The following is an 18,168-nucleotide window of genomic DNA, read 5'->3' on the forward strand; positions in this document are numbered from 1 at the left end:
AAAGAGCTACTTTATAAGTCTGGACTAATAAAGGTAGCTCTAATTGATTTAATGATAATTAATAAAGCATTAATATTTTTATTACCTCTACTTTTAGCACTTAAAATGATAAAGCTTAATCGTGATCTTTATGCAAATGATGCATTAACTGTGGCCAAGCAGCTTCTGGGCAAATATTTAATTCATGTTATTGACGGCCAAGAAAAAGTAGGAAGAATTGTTGAGGTTGAAGCTTATATTGGCCCTCATGACTTGGCCTCCCATGCTTCTAAAGGCATTACACCGCGTACTAAAATTATGTATGGCCCGCCGGGTTATGCTTACGTTTATTTAATTTATGGTATGTATCATTGTATGAATGTAGTAACCGGTCCAGACGGGTATGGGTCTGCGGTATTAATTCGTGCGCTTGAACCCATTCAAAATATTACTGAGCGCACGCAAGGCCCGGGCTTACTTTGTCAAGCCATGCAAATTAATAAATTATTAAATGGGCATGATTTGTTAAGTGATAATTTTTACCTTGCAAGCGATGGTGAAACATCGTTTACGATAATAAGTCGGCCACGTATTGGTGTTGCTTATGCTAAAGAATGGGCAGAAAAACCTTTTCGTTTCTACATTCAGGGCAATGAATTCATATCAAAAAAGTAGAGCTAATTATAGTTTGGTCTGCTTACAAAAGATGTTGGTAAATCTTCTGGAAAATCATAAATATCTGGATTTATCTCTTTAAGAATTGGGAGTCTATCTTGGTAGGGATCAAATTGATAGACATGAAAAAAATCATCTTTCGCTTTTAACATTTTACCAAAGTTAATTGAATCATCGAGATCTGAATCAATACGAACAGTATAGTCCCCGCAGGCAAATTCTGGCACCATGGTGTTAGAATCAGCAATAATAATGTGTACTGTTGGTGCTTTTAAGCCTTGATTTTTTACTAAATGATGTAATAAACCTACTGAATGCTCAAAGCATATTTCAACACCTATAGTTATATTATTTTGGGCATCTAACGTAAAAAGGAATTCTTGCTCTTTAAAAGTATAGGCACTTAGCTTTTGCGGCGCATTTCTGGGTATTTCTTCACAAGGTGCTATTTTATGTCGATGATAAGCTTTTCCGCCTTGCTTAAAAAAATAGCATGTATTTTTAATATTAGAAAAAGAATCTTGTGAGCTCGCTAGACTGAACTGTTTTTTATAATCTAAAAAATGGTAGCTAGCATTATTTACATACTCTAACTTTTTAATAAATTGATACTTATCATAGGCAGTGCTAATGTGTCTTATTTTTTCTTGTTTATCATTAACTAACATTATTTTTTGCGAAATAAGGCTGCCTGCAATAATTAAAAGATCTCTTTTATTAGTCACTTGAGACAATAATTGTTTGAACTTACGAATGTTATCCTGGCTGACTGCTAGTTGATTGCTTATCCCATACTCTCGCCAAGCGACAATGACATAAGCGTCAGGATGTAACTGTTTCGCTACTTTATAAGCTCGTAAGGTAGAAAATGCTAATGCCATTAATTGATCATCGAAGCTCTTTTTTTCAAATTCTATATTATGAGTTAAATTAATTGCGACAAGAACAATCTTTTTCATAAATCACATCACTATACAATTGTTTAAATCCAAAGCAATATTGCCTTAAATATCTATACAAAATTGATTATCTTCTAGAGATTTTAAAACCTAGGATAATATCAGAAAATTCTTAAGAAAAAATTATGAATAAGCAGACTTTTTACTTGTTGATTTTTATTTTTTGGGAGGTTAATGGCAATAAACTAATCTAAATATATTATGTACATAGTGCTTGTAATTTAATAACAAAGTTATTTATTATTCATTTACTTTAAATAGATAGGGGCTTCCTTAATGGCAGCGTAAAATGCAAAAGGCGTTTGCGATCAGTTAGGATTTAAAACCTACGCTCATTTTACGCCCTTATGTGCTGGTTTAATTTAGAAGCCCTTTCAGCTTAAGCGCTAGCTGGGAAAAGACATTATTTAATACCGTAGTAATCTACAGTATTAAAATCTATGTACCGGTTTTACCTATTTGGTTAATCTGCTTTTGCAATTGTTGCATTTGCTGTTGGAAATTAGCTTGAATTTGCCGCATTTGATTTTGTGTTTGAGTACTTAATTGTTGTATCTGACTTTGAAAAGCAGCATGTATATCTTTGAATTGCTTTTGTATTTGATTATTTAAAGCCGTAATTTGTTGTTGATTTTGATTTTGTAGCTGCTTGAGTTGATTCTGAATTTGGGTATTTAGCTGCATAATCTGTGCGTTTGCGGTTTGGGGATTTGTAGAGGGGGTATTAGCTGCAGCATGCGCAATGGACATGGTAGATAAAAAAATTAAACCATAGACTTTGCTTCCTCGTAACTTCATGATTTCTTCCTTGTTATTAAAAAGATAACTGCAAATACTTTAACTAATTTAATTGGGAATGCAAGCTCTAAAAACTTATATTAATTTGTTTTATTTGAAATTTTTAATTATTTATCTATAGTAGAGAGGTATTTATTTTTTCTTCAGGGATGAGGATTGGTATGCAGGTTTTTAATATTAGTGAAACATTTCCAGCACTAGTAACGTTAAGAAATAACTTAACATTTAATGAACTATTGAATATTTTACCTTCACATATGCCTGCCTTTGAAAAATTACTATTGACCCATGGCGCAATCCTTTTTCGTGGTTTTCCCCTAATAGAGCCTAAACAATTTGTAAATTTTATTGAAAAACTGAACTTAGGCAAATTTACTAATTACATAGGGGGCGATAGCCCAAGAAGTAAAATTATGGATGGTATTTATACTTCTACTGAAGCACCAGCTAATATTTATATTCCTCTCCATCAGGAGCTTTCTTATCTTTCAACATATCCTAAACATATTTATTTTTTTTGTGAAATCGAACCTGTTATGGGCGGTGAAACAATTATAGGTGATGCTAGAGAAATTTATAGACAACTTAATCCGCAGCTGGTTTCGCGCTTTACAGAGAAAAAGATTACTTATGTAGCACACTATTATCATAAAAGTTTAATAATGGATTTCATTAATCGTATAGCTCGCTCGCATAAATCCTGGTCAGAAGTCTTTGAAACAACTAATCCCGCTGAAGTAGAGAAGTTTTGTGCAGAGAATAATATTCAACTAAGATGGCTAAAAGATAAATGGCTTGAGATTAAGCAATCAATGCCCCCTCTTCTACAACATCCAATTACTAAAGAAACGGTATGGTTTAATCAAGCTCACTTATATGATTTTAACCCAAAGTTATTAGGTATATGGAAATTCTTAGCCTCTAAAATTTTGTATTTTCGCCGTCTAACGCGTTTACATGAAGTTTCCTTTGCTGATGGGGAAAAAATACCTCGTAAAGATATTTACCATATTATGGACACTTTAAAAAAATGTACTGTCCCTGTTCCTTGGAAAAAAGGTGATCTAATGGTATTAGATAATATTTTAACCATGCATGGACGGTCGACTTTTAAAGGACAACGACGTATCTTAACTTCATTGACTTCCTAGGCTTAGATGATTGATTTCAGGCATTTCTTGATCAAGCGCTGCATTAGGCTTATCTAGAAAGCTTACGAACTCGTCTATCTCTTTAGCCTGTTTATCTCCTAGGAAACGTGCGTCCTCAATAGCTTCTGTTGCTGAAATTACCGCAATGGCTGTACCTAAGATTGCAAGACCAAGGCCTAGAGCTAATAATCCCCATGGCCCTATCGATAATAACATTGCGCCTGCAGTGACTCCAGCAATGCCTGCCAAGGCTTCATTCATAAACATAAAACCAGTCATACAAGCTATGAAGCCCGAAACGGTAAAAATAGAGTTAAAGAATAAATTAGCACCTACTGTTACTTTATTATAAGTTTTATTTTCATTTAATAATTGCTGCAAAAGATGGTATTGACTTTTTAAAGCAGTAATATTTTCAGAAGACGGATCTTCAATACAGCGAGTAGCGGTTAATAAAATGTAAGTTAATAGCTCATGGCTTTCTTTATTTAGAATATTTTTTAAACCTTCAAGGCCACATAAAAAATGACGTCCTTTTATAACAATATAGTTATCAAAAAATTTGTTTCTTAACTCCCTATCATTAGTTGACAGGGATAAATTTAATCGATTTTCTAACTGAGCAAGAAATTCTTTACGCTGTATATTCCAAGTCACAATACTTCTAAGTCCATAACTTTAAATAAGGGCTAATATATAGTAGTTTTTTATTAATGTATATCTTTCCTTTAAGGTTTAGATCCGTGCAAATGACACATTGTTTTACATTCTTGCAGGAGATTTTAAACCCCTACTAGTTTAGCTATTAAAAGAGGCAAAATATTGATTTGTGCTTACAGTTAACTAAAATTTGATATGGATGTTTTGATTATGGAAACCCAGGAAAAGGAAATCCTTATGAAAAAACTGTTATTACCAACTTTATTAGGTATTTCATGCTTCACAATGGCAAATTTAGCATTTTCAAGTGTAATGCCAGGAAGCCCATGTATAGGGATAGATGGGAAAATTTGCAACGCCGGTACGCGAAACTGTGTCTGCCAACAGAATAAAATAGGCAAGTGGTGCCGTGATGTAAATGGGGTTCGTTGTCACCGTGGTACTCGCGGTTGTATCTGCAAGTACTAGAAACTGGATTGTTTATGCTCAAATTTAGATGGGGCCTCTTATAACTGAGGTTCCCAGACTATATGTTATAAATCTCTTCTAGACTAGATTCGTTTGTTTAATATTCTTTCTTGCTGAAAATTTACTAAATTCTAGATTATCGCCTCTCAATTGCAAGTCGCAGGAAACGACCCTTTACAAAATCGATTGCACGACGAATTTTTTGTTCAGGCCGTGCTCTATACGAAGGCGCTTTAAAAAAATACGCCTCGCCTTCAGGCGACTGTTCAGAAAAAAAGTAATTGAATACGCAGCATCGAGGCGCGTCACATAAAACTGGGTTAACAGCATGCCAAGAGCTACGATTTGTTTCCATAACTACTAAGCGATTAAACAAGCATGGAATAATGATGTGATTTTTAATTGATTCATCCCATAATTCAAAATTCCCACCATTTTCTAGCTGCCAATTAGGAGAAACATAATAGAGTACGTTGACTACTCGATAGTATTGTTTTTTTTCTACATCATGTGAATGATCGATATGAGGATTAATATAGTAGCCTTTAAGTAGCGTACTAATTCCTCCTGCATAACGGGTAGGATCAGGTATTTGATTTTTAATTCCTGTGATTTCCTCAATGATGGCAACCACTTTAGGATCTTGAATAGCAGCATTAATATCTTGCAGTAAGGAATGTGTATCTTTCAAATGGCTATACTTTAATCTTAATCTTCCAAAGATGCTCAATAAATGCATTTGATTTGGTTTAGGAAAGTTCGCATATATTTGTTCGGCAATTTCAGTGGGCAAAAGATTATCCAATACAAAATGGCGAGCTACTTTTATAGGGTGCTCCATAAAAAATTCTTTTTTGAGGTGATCCTTGGCCTCAGTTAGCCGGCTGACAATCAGATCAGTTAATTGATTTCTCATAGGAATGCCCTTTGTCTTAAATTGATCAAACAACACTCTTTTTTATCATGATCTTTACAATATGATTTAACACTATTTAACAGATAATGCTTTAAATTATAGTTCAATTAAAACAAATAACTTAGGGTTTCCTGTTATTAGAGTAATCACTTATTAAAATCAGGTAATTTTTTAGAACTCATAGATAGGTTATAAAATTAGTGGTTATGCGCTAGCTTTATTTTGCACAGCACCGTCTCGAGCGCGAAAACAGATCATTTAGGGCTCATCCGAAGAAAATCTTAATTTATCTCCGTTTCGTGGGTTCTCTTTTTGAGATAAAGAAATTATCCATCTTATTTGATACGAAGAAAATTATTGTTAGCTTTCTTAGTTTGATACATTCTTTGATCAGCCGCATGGATAATATCATCTATTTTTTTACCGTCTTTTGGAACATAGGCTATGCCTATACTGACGCGACCCTCAATTTTATTTCCTGATAAATTATAAGTTGTATTTAATGCTTTATAAATTTTCTGCGTAGCTATTTTTGCACTACTATAGTTCTTAATTTCAGAAATAATAACAATAAACTCATCACCACCCATACGTGCAGCAAAATCTTCACCCCGAATAGAATGAGCTAACCGTTCAGCTAATTTTACTAAAAATAAGTCGCCAATTTTATGCCCATAGGTGTCATTAATCCTTTTAAAATGATCGACATCGATAAATAGAACAGCAAATTTACGGTTATAGCGTTGTGCTTTTGCAAGCTCACGCTGAAAGTGAGTTTCAAATTGCCGACGGTTTGGAAGATTTGTTAAGAGATCATAATGTGCTAGGTGCTCCAATTGTTTCTGAGCTTTCCTCTGCTCTGTGATATCGCGAATAACAATAAGATAGGATTTTTCTTCCTCTTCGAGACCAAAATTTCTTACAGAAATTCGGAAAATTTTTTCCTCTTCTTGATCAAGAAAGTAAAATTCGAAATCCATCCATCTATCCATATGTAAATTAAATAATTGCTCATTGCCATAAGCTGGATCTGCAGGATAAATCCTCATAAGATCGAATAGCTCGATGATATTTTTACCTAACAAAGTAATGTGGGGCTTGCCAATCAGATCATCAAAAACCTTATTGCACCATTGAATATTGCCTTTTTTATTAACCCAAATTACTGCCTCATCAATAGCATTGAATATAAGCTCCATTTTTGTAATGGTGTTACGTAAATGACTTATTTGCTGATTATTTAGTTCCGCCATTTTCAGACTCCGTAGGTCTAATTAGTGCACCAAATATCCATTTACCCTCTTTTTTTTCAGCATAAATGGTGTGTTCAGCAAACAATGTCCCACCAGTAGCATGCCGAATAGAAAGTAATAAGGGTTTGCCTAGTAGTGTAGGTTTTTCCGTTTTTAAGAAGCGCGAAAAACCAATATCATGGGCTGTATGAAATTCTTCTGGGATGATGATAAAAAGAGGTTTGCCTACAAGGCTTTGCTTGTTCCAACCATATACCTTCTGAAATGTCTCATTAATCTGGGTTATTATTCCTTCCTCATTTATTGAAATAGCGGGAATATCTTCTTGAGCAATCATTTCTGAGATTTTTGTAGACATGTCCTGAGCCTCGCTTTTATATTCCAAAAGTGTAGCATGTGACTTCAATATAATAATATTGTTACCATATAAAAATCATATAAAAAACAATATCGTACAAATTATATCAAAACATTAGGCTATCGTAGATTGCTTATTGACACATGGATTCAAAAAATGTGGCTAACCATTACCATCTTATAATGTATCCTCTGTCAAAATCCTGCTGGTTAGTCAGCAAATAGCTTATGAACTATCAAACTGAACTTGCTCTACGTAAACCGATTAAAATTGCCTTAGGTTAAATCTCTTTTTTGATTTGACTTTATAATATACATTTATCGACAAATTATTACAAATTGATAAAATTAATCACCTCTTTAGACATAGAGATAAATTAATTATATATAGTTTTTTTAGACAAGCAGGTATAAAACTAGCTGATTCTAGTTTCGCTAAGAAAGTAGGTAAAGAATTAGTTGATGGCCGACTAGGAGATAGAATTATAGCCAGTGCTGCTGCTTATGGAATGTACAAGGTCCAAAAATTAACTGATGATATATTTACACAAGACTTAAGAAAGCCGGACTCTGAATTAAAATTAAAATAAATATTATTTTAGCCAGCGCGTAAAAGGTTTCATTTGCCAAAATGACATCCGTATCTTTTATTTGTCTTGAATGTGTCTAATCTTTTGCATGTCTTGATCATGCAATGTGCATTTGTTCTTAAAATTGATGTAGCTGTTAGTCAACTTGTCACATAAGTGGCCGATTATAAAACTACTTGTTTAATGATTAGTTGGATATTTGCTGAACAAAATAATGTTGTACATAATGGTAATGTGCTAAATTTAACATGCACATCATAAATTAGTTATCCCCAAAATTTGTGAATAACTAATTTAGGTTCATAGAAGGCAAGAAATTAAATTTAATAAGTTGGTTAATAATACTTTGCCAGTCAAGGAATACCCTATTCAAAGTAACATTTTAGATAAAGGCAACAACCTAAGAACATTCTGTTGCTATATCGAACGTGTAGTAACTAAAATAGTATTTGGCTTTCCTTGGGCGTGAATAGCTGGATAATACATTGATTCTGCAAAGATAGGCGGCACAACAAACTGCCCTACATTCGTTGGCTTAATTCGATAACGAATTTCTTTAGTTTCACTTCCTACACTAGTAAATAAAATCACCCTATCCTCTCTCAAATCAATATAATCTATATTTTCTGAATTAATAGAGTCATTATTTACTTCAAAACCGCCAGGTAATAAATCTAGAATCACAACATTATTAACAAATTGATTATCTAAAGCTCTTATTTTGATACGAACTTCAATTTCGTTACCTAAAGGAAGTTGAGTAATTGGCTTACCATCTAGAGATAAATATTCTCGATAAATTTCTAAGCCTTGTCTAATTTCTTTTATTGGAAGTTGCTTATTAAACCCTGCTTGGGTTAATTGATAAAAATAACGCTGATTATTCGGGTTATCAATCACTATTTGTTTTAAAGTATCACTTAAAGTTAATTTTTTATAAGTGTTATTTGCTGTGTCTAGCATTTTTTGCTGGTTATTGTTAAGTACTCCAGTAATGACTAATGGCTCAGTTGTATTAAGCTGGACGCCCTGATTATAAGAAGCTAAAGCTAAACTCATATACCCAGAAAATAAAGTATTTATATCGCTACTATTAATCGCTTTAATAAGTTGTAAAACTAATTTATCGCCTAGTTTTTCTAATTGACTAGGAAAATGTTGTGCTAATAAATATAAATATTGAGCGTCTGAAACATTGGCATTATAAAAGTCATTATTTTTTAAATTTACACTTTGTATTTGATAACGATCAATTAATTGCGAAGCAATCCGATCATTTTTCAGTAATTTATAGGTAGCTGCAATATAAGCACCGGTGATGGTTTTTTGCCAATTAAGTGTTTTATCTTTATCTAAATATAATTGTAAATTAATTAGATAATTGGTAGTTACAATTTCATTACGAGTTAGAATATAAATAGCATAAGCTTGTAGTCGCGCTGTTTCATCGTTACTAGCATTTCGGGAAGCGAAATCTTTAAGACAACTGATGCCTGTCGATAACATCTCCGTTGGCACAGCATATCCTTGATTTCTTGCTTCAGTTAAAAAATGCATGGCATAAATCGTTGCAAACGTATCATTTATGTCATTATTTACTTCCGGCCAATAACTAAAGCTGCCATTAGACATTTGACGTTGTCTTAATAATTGCACAGTATCTTGTATTCTTTCGTTAATCTTATTTTTATCTTGAATAAACCAAGGCTGATTAGCCATTGCTAATAAAGGTATGGCTTTACTGGTAAGTTGTTCGGTACAGCCATAAAGAAAATTATCTAAGTAGCGTTCTAAACCAGTGACTAAAATAAGTGGACTAGTAGACGTAGCGATCTCGGCTTGATGATACTCGGTATAAAAATTCTTATTAAGCGTAAATGTTTTTTTCTTTTCTTTAGATGCCCCACTATCAATAACAGTTATAAAATTACTAGCGGGCCTTATACTTAAGGTGCTATCAATCTTGCCCGATTTATCGCCTAAGTAAGCTTCTAGGGTAAGATTAGCATTCCCTAAATCAGGTTTGGCTTTTAATTTAAAGCGAACCATTTGCTCATGACCTTCACTAATATTAATAATTGTTGAGTCAGGGCCGAGGATCGTAAGGCTAGGTGAGGCTTTTAATTTAACAGTAACGGGCGCATTTGAGCCTGAATTCTCCACATTATTTGCAATGCTAGCTGTTATCTCAAATTCATCGTTAGGGGCAACAAAAGTAGGTACATTGGGCATAATAACAAAATTACCACGCACTACTACTTGCTTATCAGCTGAGCCAACAGCATCATCCGTCACGGCGATGGCCATGATTTTAATACTACCATTAAAATAGTTAGGTATTTGATAAACTAACTCATGTTGAGTAGCATCACTAGCAAGAATTCCAGGCCAAAACACAACGGGGAGATCATTTTTTCGTTTAAATGGATTAAGATGCTGAGTTAAAAGTGCCTCACCGCCATCGCCTCCTACGGTTGATAGCTCTCGCTCTCTAACATATTTTGGTAAAATTTGGTCAACCGTTTGTTGAGTAAGCACTTCTAGGGCGCGCTTTTGAAAGAAAAAAGCCAGTGGGTCAGGCGTTAAATAGTTAGCCACTTGTAAAATGCCTTCATCAACAGCAAAGACGATAATTTTCCCAGGCTTATCAGTGCTATAGTTGATAATTAAATTATCACCAGGTTTTACTAACTTAGTTGTATTAAGTTGAATATGAACCTTACGATCGTCATGATTAATTGTAAATGGAACAACATTATAACTAAGAGGACTAATAAATATCTCAGGCGAATTCCAATCACGAATAAAAGCGACGTTAACATAGCCATTGCCTTGAAAATTTTCAGGAATATGAATTTTTTGCACTGAACTTGTTGTATCTGTCTTAAACCATTGTAAGGCATATACTTTATCTTGCTCAATAGTGATTAAACCTGAGCCTGTATAGGGAGATGTGATTTGCAATTCAATATCTTCTCCTGCATTAAATTCTGTTTTATTAAGCTTGATATTAAGCTCAGCATTTTTAGCTAAAGGTAATTGGCTCTCTCCTACAATAGAGAATTTAACTCGACTTACTTCCACATTATTGTCATTTAAAATGCTTAAGGCAAAGTCACCAATTTGATCAGTAGGAAGCGTATAAGTAGTTCCTTGTTCATTAATAGATAAAGGCTTCGTATCTATTGCTTTTGTTTGAATGACGGATTGATATTGGTAAGTCCCATTGGGATTTTTAACCAGTGTTGTTATAGGCCGCAGTGACAATAATTGCGCTCTTAAATTATTAACTGTTTTGGTATTAAGTTCAGGGTTAACGGCAATTAAATTTAGATTACGTATACTATGCTGTTTAATATAGCTAAGATCACCATCAGGTTTATAGCCAACAAAATACGGAAGTGGGCTTACTAATGTTTTAATCTGAGTTGCCACACTTCGCCCCCCTTCTGCTTCAAAGCCTTGTGCAAAAAAAGTTAATTGATAAGTGGCGTGCTCAAAACGGTTTAAGTTTAAATTAAATTGTGCTTCTCCTTTATCATTTGTTTGGCTATCAGGAAGCGTTTCAGTATATACTTTGGGCGGCTTTTTAGGGTCAAATAAAGGATCAACAAAAATATAACCTGGGTATTTTGCAAATTCTACTCGTTGTGGGGTTAGTAATATTTTCCCATTAACTCGCCTACCCTCTGCTGGTGAGCCGTAAAGATTCCATAGATTAATATTTGCAGTAACTTGCTTAGGTGATATCCAACCTATCTTATTAGAGGGTGATAAATTCGTTGTTATTCGCATCCGGTCGGGTTGAAATTCAGCAACCCTAAAAGTAGTGCTTCCTAACATAGCTTCTTTATGCTTGTCTTTTATTGTGTATAGATAGACAGAATATTGCCCCGTTGGCGACGTTGTATTTGTTTTAAAGTCAAAGTTAAAAAAACCAATCTTATCAAGAATAAACTTTTGGTCATAAACGGTTGCACCTCGAGGGTCAATAATGACAGCTTCTAATGGAAGCTCTGGTGATTGGGCTTGCGCATAAGCCTTTTTAATAATTAAGCCAAAGTGAGTTAAATCGCCTGGTCTATAAATCCCTCGATCTGAGAAAAGATAAGCACTTAAGCTAGGTAATTCTTGATTATTACTATAAAGACCGCCTACATCAAAACGTGAATAATTAAGTTGCCGATTGGCATTACTGTAAGGAATGAAAGAAACATCACTCCCTAAGCGTGCTAAATAGACAACAGGTTCCCTATCATCAATAAAATCTTTAAGGGTTGGGAAATTAACATGCCCTTGATTATCAGTAAACCCAGACACAATGGGAAGGCCATTTTTACCTAAAACAGATACTTCTACTCCGCCGACTGGTTCCCCTGCAACAATAGACTGAGCAAAAACGTCATGACTGCCATCACTATTATCTTTAATTAACAGGCCTAAATCGGTAATTAAAACTAAACGGCTTGTTTTAATATCTAATGGTGTTTTATTTGTAATATCCCAACCAGTCGCTTTTAATAAAAATAAGCCTTTCATACCCTCTTGATTAAGAGGGGCTGCTAAATATTTTGTCAGATCTAAAGCAGTATATTGTTGTTTGGTTAAATCATTGTCAGCAAATGATTGGACTTCTGAGTAAATATCGCTAATATTTTGCTGGTTAAAAGTATAATTTATAAACGTTGGGTTATTAAAATTACCTTCAGTTTGAGTAATTAATTGATTGATATTACCAGGCAATACGCGAGCTATTTCAAATTTAACGCTAGGAACGCCTCGAACAAGAACAGATAATTTTTTTTCACCACTTAAAGCAAGCAAGGCACCTTTATGGAGGAAGCTAATTTCTTGAGGCAATTGGGGTACTTTTACAATAGTGGTATAGTCATTAGCCAACTTAAAATCACCAAAAGCAGGCGTGCCTTTATCTAATTTAATATATAAATAATGGGGGCTTTTTGCACTAAATTTATAACTATGCAAGGTTGAATAATTTCTATCTGAAGGTATTGGTTGAATTAGTACCGGTTTTGCTAATGCTAAAATTGCCGGGGTTACTTCACCAGGTGTTTGCCATGCGTAATTTTCTTTCTCAGCTGCAAAGCGGGTGACTGGATAATTAGCCGGTAACATATAAACATGCAAGGATTTATTTATTTGCTCATTGGTAATCCCAATTGAGGTTTCAATGGTTAAAACTTGTTCTGGTCTATCGTGTTCATTACGAACAATTGTTGCAGCGGTATTTAACACCTTAAAATAATTAGATACATCAGGAATTAATAGATTTTGAGTAATTTCCTGTGTTGTAGCATCACTGCCGGTACTAGATTGTACACTTTTATTAATTCTAAGTACTAAATAACGTTCTATATCAGTAATAGGCAAGCTTTCAGAGTGAATATAAGCAGTCCTTTTATGCTCATCATAGTCTATTGTCCATTTAAACTGTTTCGCTGCTAAGTTAAGCTTTTCATTTTTTATTTCTTGAAGATAGAGGGCTATTTTCTTTTCAAAGCTAACGGGATTGACAGGAAAATTAAATTCGACAGTCGCTACTGCTTGCCTAATTTTAGGATCGATGGGAGCCTGATAAAATTTAAATTCCTTTATTTTAGCTAGGAAATGTTGAGTAGCAAATTTATAAGTTAGACGCTCTAACTTAGTTCCTTTAGCAAAAAAAGCCTCTTCAAATTGAAGAGTAAACGTTTGACCTGCAGGCCAATCCTTTTTTGGTTTAAATATTAACTGATGATCATTTTCCCAAGTCCATACCCCTTCAATTTTTGGACTTAATTGAACACGCTCAGAAACATCTTTTGTGACTGATTCTAGTGGCGCAACCGATTTAGGAATAAATTCTTTTTCTAGTTGCAAACCAAAATTAATAATTAAATTATCTGGTTCGAGGGTATCTACAATAGGTGTAATTTTGGGCGCTGTAATCTTCGCCGTAATTAAATGGGGTTTGGGTAAATTTCTATACCAGATGTAACTAGCTACTGCTGATAAAAATAGAATAAGGAAAAGTGTTGCGATAGACCAAAATAAAAAAGGTCGATTTTTAGCTTTTCTTTTTAGGAAAGTAACCCATGGTGGACTAGTCCACTGTATTTGCCCTAATAAAAATATAAAAAAAGCACTAATCTTGGCCTTTTTTTTAGTAATGGGCGGGTTGTTCATATATAATTCAGCCAGTAAATAAATTTGCAAGCACCTGCCAGCGCAAATGCTTCAAGTTGCAAGGCATTTTATTTTTTTAAAAGCTAAAATTCAAGCATTATGAAATATTTTTTTACATGTGCAGGCTTGGTCCTCGTGGTTTTAATTGTAACAGCGTATGCTTCTTTGTATTTCTTACCAGCTCCACCTTTATTAAAAAAAGTAGACTTTTCTACAGCAGTTTATGATGAAGAACAACAATTATTACGGTTATCCCTTAGTAAAGAAGATAAATATCGAGTCTTTACCCCGCTAAAAAAAATTGACCCTACTCTGATTTCTGCCGCCCTTTTGCAAGAAGATCAGTATTTTTATTTTCACCATGGCATAAATCCTCTCGCTCTGATTAAAGCTACTTGGAAAACTTACTTTGAAAAGTCACGTCGACTAGGCGCTTCAACCATCACGATGCAGGTCGCTCGCTTACGATTTGGGATAAATTCAAAAAAAATATCAGGAAAAGTAATACAAATTATACGTGCTCTTCAATTGGAAATGCATTATAGCAAAAATCAATTACTAGAAGCCTATTTAAATCTTGCGCCTTATGGTAACAATATTGAAGGGGTTGGGGCTGCAAGTTTAATCTATTTTGACAAAGCCGCTGATAAAATTAATTTGCCTGAAGCGCTAACCTTAGCGGTCATACCCCAAAATCCTAATAAACGTACACCGCAAAATAAAGAATTAAAGGCAATTCGCAATAAGTTATTTCACCGTTGGATAGCGCTTCATCCTGACGATAAAAAGTATGAAATGGCAATGAATCTACCACTAGAAATGAAATCCATTCATTCCTTACCCTTTCTTGCACCTCATTTTGTAAACTCAATATTACATACTACGCCTTCCCACTTAAAAGCAATTCATACAACTTTGAACAGTAAACTTCAGCTACTTTTAGAGCGTATTACTAAAAATTATATTCAAAGAAAATATCATTTAGGTGTTTATAATGCTGCCGTATTGTTAGTTGATGTTCGTGACATGAGCATTAAAGCTTCTGTTGGCTCAGCTGATTTTTTTAATAAAGCTATCAGTGGTCAAATTAATGGCACTGATGCGAAACGTTCACCCGGTTCAACCTTAAAACCTTTTGTGTATGCTTTAGCTTTTGATCAAGGTCTAATCCATCCATATACGGTTTTAAAAGATGTTCCATCGAGTTTTGGCCACTATAATCCAGAAAATTTTGATTATGATTTTATGGGGCCTATTAAAGCTAAAGATGCGCTAATCTTTAGCCGTAATATTCCAGCCATCTATTTAGCTAGCCAACTTACGCATCCTACTTTATATGATTTACTCAATGATGCTCATGTGACAAATTTAAAATCAGAATCTTATTATGGTCTCGCCTTAACCTTAGGAGGCGCTGAATTAAGTATGCGCGAGTTAGCCAGCCTTTATGCCATGCTTGCTAATGACGGTTTATGGCGACCTTTACGTAGTCTGCAAGATGAAAGCAGTCATCCCGGCAAAAGAATGTTAAGTCCTGAAGCAAGCTTTTTAGTTTTAGAAATTTTAAAAGAGACGCCCCAGTCTATGGGTTATCTATCTAAAACAAATTTGCACAATTTATCTAATACGGTTGCTTGGAAAACAGGAACCTCATCAAGTTACCGCGATGCCTGGACGGCTGGGATATTTGGCCCATACGTGTTGATAACTTGGATTGGTAATTTTGACAACAAAAGCAATCCAGCTTTTGTAGGTAAAAATATTGCTGCTCCATTATTTTTTGAACTGATAGATGCTATTAAATATACACAAGGAACTTTACCCTCCCTGCCTAAAAATGTCAGTTCTCTCAATTTAATAAAAACAGAAGTATGTAAAGCGTCTGGCTTGCTTCCGACTCGGTTTTGTCATGATACCGAGCAAACTTGGTTTATTCCTGGTAAATCACCTATTCAAACAGATAATATTTATCGGGAAGTGGCTATTAATAAATTAACAGGATTTAGAACATGTCATTTTGATGAAAATACTCGTTTTGAGATTTATGAATTTTGGCCTTCTGATTTGTTAGCTATTTTTAAACAAGCAGGGATTTCTCGTCGCACGCCGCCTCGATATGAGCCAGACTGTGCTTTGACATCAACTAATAGTTTAAAACCACAAATTACATCTCCTCAAATGGATCTTCATTATATTTTTCGTATAGGTAGTTTACAAAAAACAGTTATACCATTCTCGGCTGTAACTGACGCTGATATTAAGACTTTATACTGGTTTATAAATGATTCATTTTTAACAAAGACCCGCTCAGATGAAACCTATTTTTGGCAAGCGAGACCGGGTAATTTTGTAGTTCGCGTTGTTGATGATCATGGCTTTTCCGATGCACGTAATATAGAAATTAAAGTAGAATCTTAACAAGTCACTAGCAAGTTAATAATGGCCTGATTTGCCTCGGGAAACGAATAAGTTGGTAACTCTTCTAAATCAATCCAACGTAAATCTGCTTGAGTTTCTAAGCACTGAGCAGTTCCTTTAAACTTAGTTATTCGATATACCAGCAAGGTTACACTTTTAAATGGATACTGATAATTAATTTCAGTTAAAAATTCAGCAGCTTCTACAGACAGGCCAACCTCTTCACGGATTTCTCGTACTAGAGCATCATAAGGCGTTTCTAAATCTTCTACTTTACCACCGGGAAATTCCCAAAGACCACCATGATCTACATGCGTAGGCCTTCGAGTAATAAGGACTTTGTTTTGAGCATTAATAATAATACCTACAACAACATTGATAGCTCCAGTTAACTTTTTCACAACTCTCCAAAGAAAATTATTTTACTTAATGTCTTTAAGGTATCTGTCAGTTTGGCAATTTAGCTTAATAAAACTTAATTTATTTTAATTAAAACGGCAATCAAATCTATCATAAATTTTTATTAGAATGCTTACAGACCTTTTAGCTATAATTATTGCATTAGACTTAAGCAGCAGATCTTAAAATAAGTCACAGTAGATAATGAACTACAAATAATTTAATGTGTTGGCTTGTTATATTCAAAAACGGGCTCACCTATAGCCACTTTTTCAATATTATCTTTTGAATTTACAACAGGGTCTGCTAATGACCTTTGAAATTCAGCAGGCTTACTTATAGCTTTTTCAGCACAGTCAACTGAATGAACTATTTCCTCCGATAACTTTGCTTTTTCATCTGGACTTCGCCATCGTGATAGAAAAGATTTTTCATTCATTTTTTTGACTATCGTGGAATAAAAAGGTTCCTTTTTTAAGTCGCTTAAAACTTGATTACTTCGAGATATGACAGCTTGCAGCAATAATTCTATAAAAATTAGGCTATGAGATATATAAACATCACCTTTAGGATTATTATTAAACAAATTTTCAATTTTTGCCCTTAACATCTCAATGTCTCGTAAGAGGACATACTTTTCCTCTAACCTGTAATCAGGATCCATGTTTTTATGAATCCAGTTAAGCCGTATCTGAACTGGAGCATCAAAATTATCCAGTATTGCTTCATCTGTTTGAAATCGAGCATGGGATACGTCAATTTTCCTTCCTTGATTATTCCAACATTGTAATCCTTGCTTGTCTACTACCACTTTTTGAATGCCTCTCATATCTAAAAGAATAATTTCAAATTTTTCAATTTTGTAATGTTTACATAAATTTCTTATATATCCTTCCATACCAACATTAGGATGACTTTCTAAATGGGTAGGATAATCAAAGTTATGCGGCGTGCCAATATAGAAAATTAGCTGTTCTCCTTTTGACTCTTGCGCTAATTTTCTCATCCAGTTTCTAAATGGCTCATTAGTATCTTGCACATTGAGCGTACATCCTATGTGTGGCTCATAATCCTCACTACTGCGTAAATGATAAAGCCCAAATAATCCCGTGTTAGTCTTAGCATATATTGCTGAGCATCCGTTAAAATCCTTGCTAAATAAAGTATTTGATGAGCCCGGTAACTCAACCTCTCCACCTCTATCCATTATGATCTCTTTTACTAATGGCATATATATAAGCAAATTAGATTACATATATACAAATATAGTAAAAATTACACTATCTTTTGTAGAAGGCAAAAATGTTAGTTAATAGAAAGAAGAGAGAAAACTTGAAGTTAAAACTTATCGATTAATAT

General features: G+C 34.1%; 12 protein-coding genes. 3 read left to right on the plus strand and 9 right to left on the minus strand.

Annotated features, from left to right (window positions below; genetic code table 11):
• Positions 1 to 105: 105 nt before the first annotated feature.
• Positions 106 to 654 carry a DNA-3-methyladenine glycosylase gene (locus ACQUW5_RS00985; protein WP_444989603.1) on the plus strand — a complete coding sequence of 183 codons (549 nt, stop codon included), beginning with the start codon at positions 106 to 108 and terminating at the stop codon, positions 652 to 654.
• Between the two features lie 2 nt (positions 655 to 656).
• Here ACQUW5_RS00985 and ACQUW5_RS00990 read toward each other — a convergent pair whose 3' ends face one another.
• Both ACQUW5_RS00990 and ACQUW5_RS00995 read right to left on the minus strand, forming a co-directional pair.
• The gene (locus ACQUW5_RS00990; RefSeq protein ID WP_444989137.1) at positions 657 to 1,613 is read right to left on the minus strand and encodes a hypothetical protein; all 957 of its coding nucleotides are present in this window, start codon (positions 1,611 to 1,613) and stop codon (positions 657 to 659) included.
• Between the two features lie 438 nt (positions 1,614 to 2,051).
• On the minus strand, positions 2,052 to 2,411 hold the full coding sequence (locus ACQUW5_RS00995) for a hypothetical protein (protein WP_444989139.1): 360 nt from the start codon (positions 2,409 to 2,411) through the stop codon (positions 2,052 to 2,054).
• A 161-nt stretch (positions 2,412 to 2,572) separates the two neighbouring features.
• Here ACQUW5_RS00995 and ACQUW5_RS01000 point away from each other — a divergent pair, with 161 nt between their 5' ends.
• Complete coding sequence (locus ACQUW5_RS01000) at positions 2,573 to 3,562, plus strand: TauD/TfdA family dioxygenase (RefSeq protein ID WP_444989141.1); 990 nt, start codon at positions 2,573 to 2,575, stop codon at positions 3,560 to 3,562.
• On the opposite strand, the gene ACQUW5_RS01005 is transcribed toward ACQUW5_RS01000, so the two are convergent.
• The 5 genes from ACQUW5_RS01005 to ACQUW5_RS01025 all read right to left on the minus strand — a co-directional run bounded on the left by ACQUW5_RS01005 (position 3,548) and on the right by ACQUW5_RS01025 (position 13,992).
• A complete protein-coding gene (locus ACQUW5_RS01005; protein WP_444989143.1) occupies positions 3,548 to 4,219 on the minus strand; it encodes a hypothetical protein in 672 nt (223 codons plus the stop codon). The two genes, ACQUW5_RS01000 and ACQUW5_RS01005, sit on opposite strands and share 15 nt — an antisense overlap.
• 607 nt (positions 4,220 to 4,826) lie before the next feature.
• On the minus strand, positions 4,827 to 5,606 hold the full coding sequence (locus ACQUW5_RS01010) for a 2OG-Fe(II) oxygenase (RefSeq protein WP_444989145.1): 780 nt from the start codon (positions 5,604 to 5,606) through the stop codon (positions 4,827 to 4,829).
• 335 nt (positions 5,607 to 5,941) lie between these two features.
• Complete coding sequence (locus ACQUW5_RS01015; RefSeq protein ID WP_444989147.1) at positions 5,942 to 6,859, minus strand: GGDEF domain-containing protein; 918 nt, start codon at positions 6,857 to 6,859, stop codon at positions 5,942 to 5,944.
• Positions 6,843 to 7,217: a PAS domain-containing protein gene (locus ACQUW5_RS01020; protein ID WP_444989149.1), complete on the minus strand. Its 375-nt coding sequence runs from the start codon at positions 7,215 to 7,217 to the stop codon at positions 6,843 to 6,845. Before ACQUW5_RS01020 ends, ACQUW5_RS01015 begins: the two co-directional genes overlap by 17 nt.
• A gap of 1,006 nt (positions 7,218 to 8,223) precedes the next feature.
• Positions 8,224 to 13,992: an alpha-2-macroglobulin gene (locus ACQUW5_RS01025; RefSeq protein WP_444989151.1), complete on the minus strand. Its 5,769-nt coding sequence runs from the start codon at positions 13,990 to 13,992 to the stop codon at positions 8,224 to 8,226.
• 135 nt (positions 13,993 to 14,127) lie between these two features.
• Here ACQUW5_RS01025 and pbpC point away from each other — a divergent pair, with 135 nt between their 5' ends.
• Positions 14,128 to 16,410: a penicillin-binding protein 1C gene (gene pbpC, locus ACQUW5_RS01030; protein WP_510175237.1), complete on the plus strand. Its 2,283-nt coding sequence runs from the start codon at positions 14,128 to 14,130 to the stop codon at positions 16,408 to 16,410.
• Here pbpC and mutT read toward each other — a convergent pair.
• Positions 16,407 to 16,811 (minus strand): 8-oxo-dGTP diphosphatase MutT, encoded by a 405-nt coding sequence (gene mutT, locus ACQUW5_RS01035; RefSeq protein WP_444989154.1) that lies wholly within the window; start codon positions 16,809 to 16,811, stop codon positions 16,407 to 16,409. The two genes, pbpC and mutT, sit on opposite strands and share 4 nt — an antisense overlap.
• Before the next feature lie 218 nt (positions 16,812 to 17,029).
• Positions 17,030 to 18,016 (minus strand): hypothetical protein, encoded by a 987-nt coding sequence (locus ACQUW5_RS01040; protein WP_444989156.1) that lies wholly within the window; start codon positions 18,014 to 18,016, stop codon positions 17,030 to 17,032.
• Positions 18,017 to 18,168 lie beyond the last annotated feature (152 nt).

The sequence above is a fragment of the Legionella pelazae genome (genome assembly GCF_052527395.1).

Coding starts and splice junctions, on each gene's coding strand:
- ACQUW5_RS01010 (WP_444989145.1), bottom strand. CDS start 5,606: ATGAGAAATCAATTAACTGATCTGATTGTCAGCCGGCTAACTGAGGCC.
- ACQUW5_RS01015 (WP_444989147.1), bottom strand. CDS start 6,859: ATGGCGGAACTAAATAATCAGCAAATAAGTCATTTACGTAACACCATT.
- ACQUW5_RS00985 (WP_444989603.1), top strand. CDS start 106: ATGATAAAGCTTAATCGTGATCTTTATGCAAATGATGCATTAACTGTG.
- ACQUW5_RS00990 (WP_444989137.1), bottom strand. CDS start 1,613: ATGAAAAAGATTGTTCTTGTCGCAATTAATTTAACTCATAATATAGAA.
- ACQUW5_RS00995 (WP_444989139.1), bottom strand. CDS start 2,411: ATGAAGTTACGAGGAAGCAAAGTCTATGGTTTAATTTTTTTATCTACC.
- ACQUW5_RS01025 (WP_444989151.1), bottom strand. CDS start 13,992: ATGAACAACCCGCCCATTACTAAAAAAAAGGCCAAGATTAGTGCTTTT.
- ACQUW5_RS01020 (WP_444989149.1), bottom strand. CDS start 7,217: ATGTCTACAAAAATCTCAGAAATGATTGCTCAAGAAGATATTCCCGCT.
- ACQUW5_RS01040 (WP_444989156.1), bottom strand. CDS start 18,016: ATGGATAGAGGTGGAGAGGTTGAGTTACCGGGCTCATCAAATACTTTA.
- ACQUW5_RS01000 (WP_444989141.1), top strand. CDS start 2,573: ATGCAGGTTTTTAATATTAGTGAAACATTTCCAGCACTAGTAACGTTA.